The sequence below is a fragment of the Mycobacterium colombiense genome (genome assembly GCF_001672755.1).
Lineage (GTDB): Bacteria > Actinomycetota > Actinomycetes > Mycobacteriales > Mycobacteriaceae > Mycobacterium > Mycobacterium colombiense_C.
The window spans coordinates 1-12,846 of sequence record NZ_LZKI01000089.1 but is presented as its reverse complement, the minus strand read 5'-3'; the positions used below and the strand labels follow the sequence as shown (position 1 = coordinate 12,846).

12 protein-coding genes are annotated in these 12,846 nt (G+C 67.4%); 8 read left to right on the top strand and 4 right to left on the bottom strand.

Annotated features, from left to right (window positions below; translation table 11 throughout):
• The 5 genes from A5708_RS13305 to A5708_RS13285 all read left to right on the top strand — a co-directional run.
• Nucleotides 1-996: extracellular solute-binding protein (locus tag A5708_RS13305; protein WP_065029079.1), on the top strand; the 996-nt coding region annotated here is incomplete at its 5' end.
• 44 nt (nt 997-1,040) lie between these two features.
• Complete coding sequence (locus A5708_RS13300) at nt 1,041-1,928, top strand: carbohydrate ABC transporter permease (RefSeq protein ID WP_065029081.1); 888 nt, start codon at nt 1,041-1,043, stop codon at nt 1,926-1,928.
• On the top strand, nt 1,918-2,769 hold the full coding sequence (locus tag A5708_RS13295; RefSeq protein WP_065029078.1) for a carbohydrate ABC transporter permease: 852 nt from the start codon (nt 1,918-1,920) through the stop codon (nt 2,767-2,769). The genes A5708_RS13300 and A5708_RS13295 overlap by 11 nt, the downstream gene beginning before the upstream one ends.
• Nucleotides 2,770-2,773: 4 nt before the next feature.
• The gene (locus tag A5708_RS13290; RefSeq protein WP_065029077.1) at nt 2,774-3,952 is read left to right on the top strand and encodes an ABC transporter ATP-binding protein; all 1,179 of its coding nucleotides are present in this window, start codon (nt 2,774-2,776) and stop codon (nt 3,950-3,952) included.
• Nucleotides 3,949-4,536, top strand: coding sequence for a suppressor of fused domain protein (locus A5708_RS13285; RefSeq protein WP_065029076.1), 588 nt, complete (start codon nt 3,949-3,951; stop codon nt 4,534-4,536). The genes A5708_RS13290 and A5708_RS13285 overlap by 4 nt, the downstream gene beginning before the upstream one ends.
• A gap of 7 nt (nt 4,537-4,543) precedes the next feature.
• On the opposite strand, the gene corA is transcribed toward A5708_RS13285, so the two are convergent.
• Nucleotides 4,544-5,644 (bottom strand): magnesium/cobalt transporter CorA, encoded by a 1,101-nt coding sequence (gene corA, locus A5708_RS13280; RefSeq protein WP_065029080.1) that lies wholly within the window; start codon nt 5,642-5,644, stop codon nt 4,544-4,546.
• Nucleotides 5,645-5,833: 189 nt separating this feature from the next.
• Between corA and A5708_RS13275 the strand changes: the two genes are divergently transcribed.
• The 3 genes from A5708_RS13275 to A5708_RS13265 all read left to right on the top strand — a co-directional run bounded on the left by A5708_RS13275 (nt 5,834) and on the right by A5708_RS13265 (nt 8,993).
• The gene (locus A5708_RS13275; RefSeq protein WP_065029075.1) at nt 5,834-6,823 is read left to right on the top strand and encodes a malate dehydrogenase; all 990 of its coding nucleotides are present in this window, start codon (nt 5,834-5,836) and stop codon (nt 6,821-6,823) included.
• 95 nt (nt 6,824-6,918) lie between these two features.
• Nucleotides 6,919-8,127: an NAD(P)-dependent malic enzyme gene (locus A5708_RS13270; protein ID WP_065029074.1), complete on the top strand. Its 1,209-nt coding sequence runs from the start codon at nt 6,919-6,921 to the stop codon at nt 8,125-8,127.
• Nucleotides 8,124-8,993, top strand: coding sequence for a glycine betaine ABC transporter substrate-binding protein (locus A5708_RS13265; protein ID WP_065029073.1), 870 nt, complete (start codon nt 8,124-8,126; stop codon nt 8,991-8,993). Before A5708_RS13270 ends, A5708_RS13265 begins: the two co-directional genes overlap by 4 nt.
• Nucleotides 8,994-9,113: 120 nt before the next feature.
• Here the strand turns inward: A5708_RS13265 and A5708_RS13260 are convergent, their stop codons facing one another.
• The 3 genes from A5708_RS13260 to A5708_RS13250 all read right to left on the bottom strand — a co-directional run.
• Nucleotides 9,114-9,965, bottom strand: coding sequence for an SDR family NAD(P)-dependent oxidoreductase (locus tag A5708_RS13260; RefSeq protein ID WP_065029072.1), 852 nt, complete (start codon nt 9,963-9,965; stop codon nt 9,114-9,116).
• Between the two features lie 90 nt (nt 9,966-10,055).
• Nucleotides 10,056-10,883: an SDR family NAD(P)-dependent oxidoreductase gene (locus tag A5708_RS13255; RefSeq protein ID WP_065029071.1), complete on the bottom strand. Its 828-nt coding sequence runs from the start codon at nt 10,881-10,883 to the stop codon at nt 10,056-10,058.
• Nucleotides 10,884-10,987: 104 nt separating this feature from the next.
• Nucleotides 10,988-12,846, bottom strand: a 1,859-nt coding sequence (locus A5708_RS13250) for a multifunctional oxoglutarate decarboxylase/oxoglutarate dehydrogenase thiamine pyrophosphate-binding subunit/dihydrolipoyllysine-residue succinyltransferase subunit (protein ID WP_155766005.1), incomplete at its 5' end; no start/stop codon positions are given.

The window sequence follows — 12,846 nt, the reverse complement described above, 5'->3', positions numbered from 1 at the left end:
CGCTGGCAGGGCAAGCTGTACGGCGCACCCGTCACCACGAACACCGAATTGCTCTGGTATCGGCCCGATTTGGTGACCCAGCCGCCGCGAACCTGGGACGCCATGGTGTCTGAGGCCACCCGCTTGTACGACGCGGGGCAGCCCAGCTGGATCGGCGTGCAGGCCAACGAGGGCGAGGGTCTGGTGGTCTGGTTCAACACGCTGCTGGTGAGCGGGGGTGGCCAGGTGCTCTCCGACGACGGCCGCCGCGTCACGCTCACTGACACGCCGGCGCACCGGGCGGCCACAGTCACCGCGCTGCGCGTCCTCAAGTCGGTGGCCCTCGCACCGGGAGCCGATCCGTCGATCAGCCGAACGGACGAGAGCACCGCGCGGTTGGCGGTCGAACAGGGACGGGCGGCGCTCGCCGTCAACTGGCCGTACGCGCTGGCGTCCATGCTGGAGAACGCGGTGAAGGGTGGGGTGCCCTTCCTGCCGCTCAACCGGAATCCGGAGCTGGCCGGCAGCGTCAACGACGCCGGCACGTTCGTGCCCAGCGATGAGCAGTTCCGTATCGCGTATCAGGCCAGCGAGAAGGTACTCGGTTTCGCGCCCTATCCCGGTGTGGCACCGGGCCGCCCGGCCAAGGTGACGATCGGCGGGGCCAACCTGGCGGTGGCCAGCACCACCCGGCACCGTGCCGAAGCTTTCGAAGCCATTCGCTGCCTTCGTAACCTGGCGCACCAGAAGTACGTCGCGATCGAAGGCGGCCTGCCTCCGGTACGCACCTCGCTGTATTCGGATTCGCAGTTCCAGAGCAAGTATCCGATGTACACGATCATCCGCCGCCAGCTCACCGATGCCGCGGTGCGCCCGGCCACGCCGGTCTACCAGGGTGTGGCCATCCGGCTGGCCGCGACGCTGAGTCCGATCGCCCACATCGACCCCGAGCGCACCGCCGACGAGCTCAGCACCCAGGTGCAGAAGGCCATCGACGGGAAAGGGTTGCTGCCGTGACGCGGTCCGGCGGCGAAACCCTCACCGCGCGAGCACCTTTCGTCATGCCGCGGTCGCGCGGGCGGTCCGCCGAGCAACGGTTGGCGCTTCTTCTCGTCGCGCCGGCCGCGATCCTGATGCTGGCGGTGACGGCGTATCCGATCGGCTATGCCGTGTGGTTGAGCCTGCAGCGCAACAACCTTGCCGTGCCCGATGACACCGCGTTCGTCGGCCTGGACAACTACGTGACCATCCTGACCGACCGCTATTGGTGGACCGCGCTGGCGGTGACGCTGGGCATCACGGTGGTCTCGGTGTCCCTGGAATTCGTGCTGGGCCTGGCGCTGGCCCTGGTGATGCATCGCACCCTGGTCGGTAAGGGTCTGGTGCGCACCGCGGTGCTGATCCCGTACGGCATCGTCACCGTCGTCGCGTCGTACAGCTGGTATTACGCGTGGACGCCGGGCACCGGCTACCTGGCCAACCTGCTGCCGCAGGGCAGCGCCCCGCTGACCGATCAGATCCCGTCGCTGGCGATCGTCGTCCTCGCCGAGGTGTGGAAAACCACGCCGTTCATGTCGCTGTTGTTGCTGGCCGGTTTGGCGTTGGTGCCCGAGGACTTGCTCAAGGCCGCCCAGGTCGACGGCGCGGGCGCGTGGCGGCGGCTGACCGGAGTGACCCTGCCGATCATCAAGCCCGCGGTGGTGGTCGCCTTGTTGTTCCGGACGCTGGACGCGTTTCGGATCTTCGACAACATCTATGTGATCACTAACGGCGCCAACAACACCGGTTCGGTGTCGATGCTGGGCTATGACAACCTGTTCAAGGGCTTCAACGTCGGGCTCGGGTCGGCGATCAGCGTGCTGATCTTCGTCTGCGTCGGCCTGATCGCGCTGCTGTTCATCAAGGCGTTCGGCGCGGCGGCACCAGGGGGTGACGTCGATGGCGGCTAACGGGGCGGCCCTGTGGACGGGTGCGCGGCGCACCGCGATCTGGGCCGTCATCGACACCCTGGTGGTGGTGTATGCCCTTCTTCCGGTGCTGTGGATCTTCAGTCTGTCGCTGAAGCCGAGCTCAACGATTAAGGACGGCAAGCTGATTCCGTCGTCGATATCCTTTGACAACTATCGCGGCATCTTTCGCGGTGACTTCTTCAGTTCAGCGCTGATCAACTCCGTCGGGGTCGGGTTGATCACCACCGTGATCGCGGTGGTGCTCGGTGCGATGGCCGCGTACGCGATTGCCCGTCTGAACTTTCCGGGCAAGCGGTTGCTGGTCGGAACCACCCTGCTGATCACCATGTTTCCCGCGATCTCGCTGGTGACGCCGCTGTTCAACATCGAACGGTTCGTCGGCTTGTTCGACACCTGGCCCGGCCTGATCTTGCCGTACATCACCTTCGCGCTGCCGCTGGCGATCTACACGTTGTCGGCGTTCTTCCGGGAGATCCCTTGGGATCTGGAGAAGGCGGCGAAAATGGACGGCGCGACACCGGCCCAGGCGTTCCGCAAGGTGATCGTGCCGTTGGCGGCGCCCGGCGTGGTGACAGCGGCGATACTGGTGTTCATCTTCGCCTGGAACGATCTGCTGCTGGCGTTGACGCTGACCGCCACCAAAGCGGCCATCACCGCGCCGGTGGCGATCGTGAACTTCAGCGGCAGTTCCCAGTTCGAGGAGCCGACCGGCTCGATCGCCGCCGGCGCCGTCGTGATCACCGTTCCCATCATCGTTTTTGTTCTCATCTTCCAACGACGAATCGTCGCCGGGTTGACCTCCGGCGCGGTGAAGGGATAACTCGATGGCCGAGATCGTGCTGGACCATGTCAGCAAGAGTTACCCCGATGGCGCGACGGCGGTGCACGACCTGAACCTCACCATCGCCGACGGCGAATTCCTGATCCTGGTGGGCCCTTCGGGCTGCGGCAAGACCACGACGCTGAACATGATCGCCGGGCTCGAGGACATCTCGTCCGGCGAACTGCGGATCGGCGGCGAACGGGTGAACGAGAAGGCGCCCAAAGACCGCGACATCGCGATGGTGTTCCAGTCCTATGCGCTGTACCCGCACATGACGGTGCGGCAGAACATCGCCTTTCCGCTGACGCTGGCCAAGATGAAGAAGGCCGAGATCGCCCAGAAGGTCGAGGAGACGGCGAAAACCCTTGATCTGACCGAACTTCTGGACCGCAAACCATCGCAGTTGTCGGGCGGGCAGCGGCAGCGGGTCGCGATGGGCCGCGCCATCGTGCGCCATCCCAAGGCGTTTCTGATGGACGAACCGCTGTCGAACCTGGACGCGAAATTGCGGGTCCAGATGCGCGGTGAGATCGCCCGGCTGCAGAAGCGGCTGGGCACCACGACGGTCTACGTCACCCACGACCAGACCGAGGCCATGACGCTGGGCGACCGCGTGGTGGTGATGCATTCCGGTGTCGCGCAACAGATCGGCGCCCCCGACGAGCTCTACGAGCATCCGGCCAATCTGTTCGTCGCCGGCTTCATCGGCTCGCCGGCCATGAACTTCTTCCCGGCCACGCTGATGCCCGGCGGGCTCAAACTGCCGTTCGGTGAGGTGATGTTGACACCGGAGGTCCACGAGGCGATCGGGCGGCATCCGGCGCCCGCGAACGTCATCGTCGGTGTGCGGCCCGAGCATCTGTCCGACGCCGCACTGATCGACGGTTACCAGCGCATCAGGGCGCTGACGTTCGAGGTGAAGGTCGATTTGGTCGAGTCGCTGGGCGCAGACAAATACGTCTACTTCTCCACCGCGGCGTGGGCGGCCCACTCGGCCCAGCTGGACGAGCTGGCCGCGGAGTCGGATGCCCACGAAAACGAATTCGTGGCAAGGGTTCCCGCCGAATCGAAGGCGGCCATCGGGCAGTCGATCGAGCTGGCCCTCGACACCAGCAAGCTGGTGGTCTTCGATGCCGACTCGGGAGCGAACCTCACCATCGCGCCGGCGGGCACACCGTGACGCAGGATCAGGTACGCGCGCATCTGCGGGCTCACTTCACCGACGCCGAGCCCGATGCGGCGAGCGTGACCTTCCTGGGCACCGAGACCATCGAGGTGCTGCGATTCCGTGAGCCGGACGGGACGGTGCACTACGTCACGCTGGGCTGCTCGCGCCACCCGATGACCGAACCGACGCTGGATGTTGCCGACCCGGTGCGCGGTCCGCGCGCCGAGGTTGTGCTGCGGCTGCGCGATCCCGGTCCGGTGTCCGGCATCGCGCGCAGCCTGGCGATCCTGGCGGCGGCGCCGGCCGTCGACGGTGTGGTGCTGTGCCCAGACGCCCTGGTGGACCTCGGCTCGCCGCTGTGGGCGTCCCCGTCGTCGCGGGTGCCGTTCACCGCTGTCCTGTTGGGCCGCAGCGGGATTGGCGATCTGCCACTGGACCCGCCCCGGGATCCGGTGCAGTTCCTGTCGGCCACGCCCATCACCGCCACCGAAGCTGCGTGGGTGCGGCTCAAGGGCGCCGAAGCGATGCGTCAAGCGTGGGACAACGACGGCGTCGACGTCCTCGATCCGAATCGCCCTGCCGCACAGCCCGACTGACGCCCCGCTAAAGCCAGTTGTTGCGCCGGAACTGGAAGTACAGGCCCACGCACGAGAGGGCCATCAGGGCCATGATTCCCGGGTAACCCCACGTCCAGTCCAGCTCGGGCATGAAATGGAAGTTCATCCCGTAGATGGCGGCGACCATGGTGGGCACCGCCAAAATACCGGCCCAGGCCGCCATCTTGCGCATGTCGTTGTTCTGCTGCATCCCGACGCGGGCCAGTGCCGCCTGGATCAGCGAGTTGAGCATGTCGTCGTAGCTGGCGATCTGATCGGCGGCCTCGGAGTGGTGGTCGGCGACGTCGCGCAGATAGCGGCGCACCTCTTTGGAGATCACGTCCTTGTTGTCCATCTGGATGCGATGGAACGCGGCCGACAGTGGGTTGACGCAGCGGCGCAGTTCGACCACCTCGCGCTTGAGCAGGTAGATGGGCTCGACGTCGATCTTGCTGCCCGGGGCGAACGCCAGCCCCTCGATGCTGTCGATGTCGGACAGCATCAAACCGCTCACCTCGAGGTAGTGGTCCACCACATGGTCGGCGATCGCGTGCATCACCGCGTAGGGCCCCAACTGCATCTGCTCGGGATCGCCGTCCATTCGCTTGCGCACGTCGGCCAGGCCGCCGTGTTCGCCGTGGCGGACCGTGACCACGAAGTCCTTGCCGACGAAGACCATGATCTCGCCCGTCTCGACGATCTCGCGGGCCAGCACCACCGATTCGTGGGGCACGTAGTTGACGGTCTTGAGGACCAGGAACAGGGTGTCGTCGTAGCGCTCCACCTTGGGCCGCTGGTGGGCGCACACCGCGTCTTCCACTGCCAGCGGGTGCAGCCCGAACACGTCGGCCACTTCCTGCATCTCGGACTGGTTCGGTTCGCGCAAGCCGACCCAGACGAAACCGGCGTGCCCCAGCGTTTCGATCTCGCGCACCTTGTCCAGGGCGGCCGTGTAGCCGAGTTTGCCGGGCAGTCGATGGCCGTCGGCGTAGACGGCGCGGTCGACCAGCGTCTCCTTGGGCGGCTCGGGGGCCGGGCTCGGCTTGGGCTGCGGTTCGTGTGCGAGGGGCCGAAGCGCTTCCGGCAATGCGTCAAATCCTTGGAACACATCCACCTCCCACCGTGCGCAGATCCGACCAGGCGGTGCTCCATGGTACGCGTCCCGGCTGTTCGAAGCGCGACGATCAGGTGTCGGAAAAGCCCTGGTAGCGGACCGGGGATCGGCGGCGGAGAAGAGTGCGCTAGTTTCGAGCCGAACCCGAATCTGCACGAACTTCTCCACAAGGAGTAAATCGACGTGAGCGCAAGTCCTCTCAAGGTCGCCGTCACCGGCGCCGCCGGCCAGATCGGCTACAGCCTGTTGTTCCGCCTGGCGAGTGGCTCGCTGCTGGGCCCCGACCGCCCGATCGAGCTGCGTCTCCTGGAGATCGAACCCGCGCTCAAGGCGCTCGAGGGCGTCGTGATGGAGCTGGACGACTGCGCGTTCCCGTTGCTGTCCGGCGTGCAGATCGGCGCGGACGCCAACAAGATCTTCGACGGCGTGAACCTGGCGCTGCTGGTCGGCGCGCGGCCGCGGGGCCCGGGCATGGAGCGCAGCGACCTGCTGGAGGCCAACGGCGCGATCTTCACCGCGCAGGGCAAGGCCCTCAACTCGGTCGCCGCCGACGACGTCCGCATCGGCGTGACCGGCAACCCGGCCAACACCAACGCGCTGATCGCGCTGAGCAACGCCCCCGACATCCCCAAGGAGCGGTTCTCCGCGCTGACCCGCCTGGACCACAACCGGGCGATCTCGCAGCTGGCCCAGAAGACCGGCGCCAAGGTCACCGACATCAAGAAGATGACGATCTGGGGCAACCACTCGGCCACCCAGTACCCCGACATCTTCCACGCCGAGGTGGGCGGCAAGAACGCCGCCGAAGTGGTCAACGACCAGAACTGGATCGAGAGCGACTTCATCCCGACCGTGGCCAAGCGCGGCGCGGCGATCATCGACGCGCGCGGCGCCTCCTCGGCCGCCTCGGCCGCGTCCGCCACCGTCGACGCCGCCCGTTCCTGGCTGCTGGGCAGCCCGGACGGTGACTGGGTGTCGATGGCGGTCTACTCCGACGGCTCCTATGGCGTGCCCGAGGGCATCGTGTCGTCGTTCCCGGTGACCACCAAGGACGGCAACTGGTCGATCGTGCAGGGGCTGGAGATCGATGAGTTCTCCCGCAGCCGCATCGACAAGACCACCGCCGAGCTGGTCGACGAGCGCGCCGCGGTCACAGAGCTGAAGCTGATCTAGCGGCGATCCGCGGCCCCCGCGGGCGCGCCCTGGTCGGCGGTGAGACCTACCTCACCAATTAGGGCTACTAACGGGTAGTCAGTACCCTTAACCGCGTGTCCGAATTGCTTGAATCGATACAGACGAATGCCGAGCAGGGCGTGATCACCGACGCGGAGATCTTCGAGGCACACGTAGGCGGCAAGCTTTCCGTAGGCCTGACGTCCCCGCTGGACACCCAGCGCGCTTTGTCGATCGCCTACACCCCCGGCGTGGCACAGGTCAGCCGGGCGATCGCCGCCGACCACACCCAGGCGGCCCGCTACACGTGGGCGAACCGGCTGGTGGCCGTGGTCAGCGACGGCAGCGCGGTACTGGGCCTCGGCGACATCGGGCCCGCGGCGTCGCTGCCGGTGATGGAAGGCAAGTGCGCGCTGTTTCAGGCCTACGGCGGGCTGAACGCCATTCCGATCGTGCTCGACACCAAGGATCCCGACGAGATCGTGGAAACCCTGGTGCGGCTGCGGCCGACGTTCGGCGCCGTCAACCTCGAAGACATCTCGGCACCGCGCTGCTTCGAGATCGAGCGCCGTCTCATCGAGGCGCTGGACTGCCCGGTGATGCACGACGACCAGCACGGCACGGCGATCGTGGTGCTGGCCGCGCTCATGGGTGCCAGCAAGGTGCTCGGCCGCGATATGGCCTCGCTGAAGGTGGTCGTGTCCGGAGCCGGTGCGGCCGGCATCGCGTGCACCAATCTCCTTATGGCGATGGGTGTTTCGGACATCACCGTGCTCGACTCGCGCGGGATCCTGCACACCGGTCGCGACGACATGAACGACGTCAAGGTGGCCCTGGCGCGACGCACCAACCCCACCGGCCTGACCGGCAGCCTGGCCGAAGCCATCCGCGGCGCCGACGTGTTCCTGGGGCTGTCGGGGGGCGTAATCCCCGAAGAGATGATCGCGACCATGGCACCCAACGGGATCGTGTTCGCGTTGTCCAACCCCGATCCGGAGATCCACCCGCACATCGCGGCCAAGTACGCCGCGGTGGTGGCCACCGGCCGTAGCGATTTCCCGAATCAGATCAACAACGTGCTGGCCTTCCCCGGGGTGTTCCGCGGTGCGCTGGAAGCCCGCGCCCGCCGGATCACCGAAAAAATGATGGTCGCGGCGGCCGAGGCGATCTTCTCCGTCGTCAGCGACGACCTCGCCCTTGACCGGATCGTCCCCAGCCCCCTGGACACCCGCGTTGGGGAAGCGGTCGCCTCGGCGGTCGCGCTGGCCACGGAAGTTTCGGACACTTCCGTCGCCGGGGGGTGAGAATCGGCAGGCTGGCGGTGCCGCTGCTCGCCGCCGCGCTGACCGTCGCCGGTTGCGCGACCGACACCGGTGACCATCGTGCCCGTGCCGAAGTGGTGGTCGGATCCCGGCCTGACGCCGATTCGGCGCTGCTGGCCGGCGTGTACGTCGCCGCCCTGCGGTCCTACGGGTTCGGCGCCCGGGCCGCGACCGCGGCCGACCCGATGCCGCAGTTGGATTCCGGCGCATTCGGCGTCGTTCCCGCGTTCACCGGGCGCACGTTGCAAGCCCTGCAGCCCGGCGCGACGGCGATGTCGGACAAAGACGTGTACCGCGCCATGATCGCCGCGCTGCCCGAGGGCGTCGTCGCGGGCGACTACACGACGGCCGCCGAGGACAAGCCGGTGTTGCTGGTGAGTCAGCCCACCGCCAAGGCGTGGGGCGGCAGCGATATCAGCGCCGACTTGGCCACGCTGCCCCGGCACTGCGACGGCCTCGTCGTCGGGACCGTCGGCGGGCATCAGGAGCCGTCGACGGTCGGCTCCTGCCGGCTTCCCGCGCCACGCGAATTCCCGGATGGCGCAACGATGTTCGCCGCGATTCGGGCCGGGCAGCTGACCGCGGGGTGGACTACCACCACCGATCCCGGCACCCCCGGCGACCTGGTCGCGCTGGCCGACGGCAAGCCCGCCCTGGTCCGCGCCGAGAACGTGGTGCCGCTGTATCGCCGCAACGCGCTCAGCGATCGGCAGTTGCTGGCGATCAACGAGGTGGCCGGCGTGCTGGACACCGCGGCCCTGGTCGAGATGCGGCGCCAGGTTGCCACCGGCGCCGACCCGCAGGCGGTGGCCGGAGGTTGGTTGGCCGAGCATCCGCTCGGCCGGTAGACCGGGTCAGGGCTGACGTGCCCCGGCCCTCTTTCGCGCGTATCCACGCGCTCATCGACCGGGTCAGGGCTGACGTGCCCCGGCCCTCTTTCGCGCGTATCCACGCGCTCATCGACCGGGTCAGCGCTTCGGCAGCAACCGGGTGACAAAGTCCTTGACGCGGCTCATCACGGGCCCGCCCAGCAGCCGGTCGTAGTTCGGCCCGGCGACCCGCACCAGCAGGTCCATCGCCTTGACGTCGGGACCGACCAGGACCCGGGGCTTGTTTTTGCGCACGCCGTCGAGGATCAATTGCGCGGCCCGCTGTGGGGTGGTCTTGGCCTGCTGCTCCTCGAACAGGCTGGCCAGCGCGGCATGGTCGAGTCCCTCGACGCCGGTCGCATTGCGGGCGAACGCGGTCTTGATGCCGCCCGGGTGCACCGTCGTCACCCGCACCGGGTGACCGGCGCGGGCCATCTCCTGATGCAGCGCCTCGGTGAAGCCACGCACGGCGAACTTCGCGGAGACGTAGGCCGCCTGGCCCGGCGCGGAGAACAGGCCGAGCGCGCTCGAGATGTTGATGACGTGGCCGTCGCCCGAGGCGATCAGGTGCGGCAGGAACGCCTTGGTGCCGTTGACGACGCCCCAATAGTCGACGTCGATGACCCGCTCGATGTCCTTGAACCGGCTGTCCTCGATGGATCCGATGAACGTGATGCCGGCGTTGTTGTAGATCTGGTTGACCTTGCCGAAGTGCTCGTTGACCGCGTCGGCGTAGGCCAGGAAGGCCTCGCGCTCGGTGACGTCGAGTCGATCGGACTTGAATGCCGCGCCGATCGCGATCAGCTGTTCGGCGGTCTGCGCCAGCCCCGCGGTGTCGACGTCGCTGATGGCCACCTTGGCGCCCGCCCGGCCCAGCTCGACCGCCAGCGCCTGGCCGATGCCCGAACCCGCGCCGGTGACGACGGCGACCTTGCCGGCGAACGTATCCATGCAACACTCCCTCGTGGAGGCTTGACCGCTTGACGCTAATCGTTACCAGCGATGCCTGCTATTGCAGGGCGAAATCGTGAACCGATGCCGTCACTGCTTGGGCAGCAACCGGCCCATCACCGGGCCGAACAGCTGTTGATAACCCGAACCCGTCAGCCGCACCAGGATGTCGAGCATCTTGGCGTCCGACCCGACCAGCACCCGCGCCTTCTTCTTGCGCACCGCGTCCAGGATGATCTCGGCCGCGCGGTGCGGGGTGGTCTTGGCCAGCCGCTTGTCGAACAACTTGGCCAGCTCGGCCTGGTCGAGGCCCTCGGCGGCCGTCGCGTTGCGCGCGATGGCGGTCTTGATGCCACCGGGGTGCACCGTGGTCACCGCCACCGGGTGGCCGGCCGCCCCCATCTCCTGGCGCAGCGCCTCGGTGAAGCCGCGCACGGCGAACTTGGCCGAGTTGTAGGCCGCCTGCCCGGGCACCGAGAACAACCCGAACACGCTGGACACGTTGATCACGTGGCCGTCGCCGGACGCGATCAGGTGCGGCAGGAACGCCTTGGTGCCGTTGACGACGCCCCAGAAGTCGACGTCCATCACCCGTTCGATGTCCTTGAACTGGCTGACCTCGACGTCGCCGGTGAAGGCGATGCCTGCGTTGTTGTAGATCTGGTTGACCTTGCCGAAGTGATCCTTGACCGCGTCGGCGTAGGCCAGGAAGGCCTCGCGCTCGGTGACGTCCAACCGATCCGACTTGAACGCCGCGCCGATCGCCTTCAGCTGTTCCTCGGTCTGGGCCAGGCCCTCGAGGTCGACATCGCAAATCGCGACCTTGGCACCCGAACGGGCCAACTCCACGGCCAGCGCCTGCCCGATACCCGAACCCGCGCCCGTCACCACCGCGACCTTGCCGGCGAACCCTTGCATGAGCACCCTTCCTTATCGGCACGTTTGCGTCGAGGCTAGCCGGTACCAGCGGTCCCTGATACCCGTGGGTCAGCGAACCCCGCCCGGCTCAGCTCTCGTCGCCGTCAGGCGAAGGCCGTGTCGATGATCTCCTGCTGCTCCACGGCGTGCACCTTCGACGAGCCCGACGACGGGGCCGACATCGCCCGCCGCGAGATCCGCTTGATCCCGGTCAGCTTGTCGGGCAGCAGCTCGGGCAGCTCGAGCCCGAACCGCGGCCACGCACCCTGGTTGGCCGGTTCCTCCTGCACCCAGAAGTACTGGTCGACGTTCGGGTAACGGTCCAGTGTCTCGCCCAGCCGCCGCTTCGGCAGCGGGGCGAGCTGCTCGATCCGCACGATCGCCACGTCTTCGCGGTTGTCCTTGGCCTTGCGGGCCACCAGCTCGTAGTAGAGCTTGCCGCTGGTCAGCAGGACCCGGGTGACCTTGCTGCGATCGCCGACGCCGTCCTCGTAGGTCGGTTCCTCGAGCACCGAGCGGAACTTGATCTCGGTGAAGTCCCGGACGTCGCTGACCGCCGCCTTGTTGCGCAGCATCGATTTCGGCGTGAACACGATCAGTGGCCGCTGCACGCCGTCGAGGGCGTGGCGCCGCAACAGGTGAAAGTAGTTGGACGGCGTCGAGGGCATCGCGATCGTCATCGAACCCTCGGCCCACAGCTGCAGGAAGCGCTCGATGCGGGCCGAGGTGTGGTCGGGGCCCTGGCCTTCGTGGCCGTGCGGCAGCAGCAGCACGACGTTGGACAGCTGGCCCCACTTGGCCTCACCGGAGCTGATGAACTCGTCGATGATCGATTGCGCGCCGTTGACGAAGTCCCCGAACTGGGCTTCCCACAGCACCAGGGCGTCCGGGTTGCCCACCGTGTAGCCGTATTCGAAGCCGACGGCGGCGTATTCCGACAGCGGCGAGTCGTAGACCAGGAATTTGCCACCGGTGCGGGTGCCGTCGGCGTTCACCGTCAGCAGTTGCAGCGGCGAGAACTCCTCGCCGGTGTTGCGGTCGATGATCACCGAGTGCCGCTGGGAGAAGGTGCCGCGCTTGGTGTCCTGGCCCGACAGCCGCACCAGCTTGCCCTCGGCCACCAGCGAGCCCAGCGCCAGCAGTTCGCCGAAGGCCCAGTCGATCTTGCCCTCGTAGGCCATCTCGCGGCGCTTCTCCAGCACCGGCTGCACCCGCGGGTGCGCGGTGAAGCCGTCCGGGGTCGCCAGGAACGCATCGCCGATGCGGGCCAGCAGCGCCTTGTCCACCGCGGTGGCCAGGCCCGCCGGCAGCATCTGGTCGGCCTCGACCGATTCGCTCGGCAGCGCGCCGTGTTTCTCCAGCTCGCGAACCTCGTTGAACACCCGCTCCAGCTGGCCCTGGTAGTCGCGCAGCGCGTCCTCGGCCTCTTTCATCGAGATGTCGCCGCGGCCGATCAGGGCTTCGGTGTAGCTCTTGCGGACGCCGCGCTTGATGTCGACGACGTCGTACATCGCAGGGTTGGTCATCGACGGGTCGTCGCCCTCGTTGTGCCCGCGCCTGCGGTAGCACAGCATGTCGATGACGACGTCCTTCTTGAACTCCTGCCGGAAGTCGACGGCCAGCTGGGCCACCCACGCGCACGCCTCCGGGTCGTCCCCGTTGACGTGGAAGATCGGCGCCCCGATCATCTTCGCGACGTCGGTGCAGTACTCGCTGGAGCGCGAGTACTCCGGCGCGGTGGTGAAGCCGATCTGGTTGTTGGCGATGATGTGAATGGTGCCGCCGACCCGGTAGCCGGGCAGGTTCGCCAGGTTCAGCGTCTCGGCGACCACGCCCTGACCGGCGAATGCGGCGTCGCCGTGCAGCATCATCGGCACCACCGAGAAGGCCTTCTCATCCCCTCGGTCTTCGGCGCCGTGGTCCAGCAGGTCCTGCTTGGCCCGCACCAGACCCTCCAGCACCG

Coding starts and splice junctions, on each gene's coding strand:
- A5708_RS13300 (WP_065029081.1), top strand. CDS start 1,041: ATGCCGCGGTCGCGCGGGCGGTCCGCCGAGCAACGGTTGGCGCTTCTT.
- A5708_RS13295 (WP_065029078.1), top strand. CDS start 1,918: ATGGCGGCTAACGGGGCGGCCCTGTGGACGGGTGCGCGGCGCACCGCG.
- A5708_RS13290 (WP_065029077.1), top strand. CDS start 2,774: ATGGCCGAGATCGTGCTGGACCATGTCAGCAAGAGTTACCCCGATGGC.
- A5708_RS13260 (WP_065029072.1), bottom strand. CDS start 9,965: ATGGATACGTTCGCCGGCAAGGTCGCCGTCGTCACCGGCGCGGGTTCG.
- A5708_RS13255 (WP_065029071.1), bottom strand. CDS start 10,883: ATGCAAGGGTTCGCCGGCAAGGTCGCGGTGGTGACGGGCGCGGGTTCG.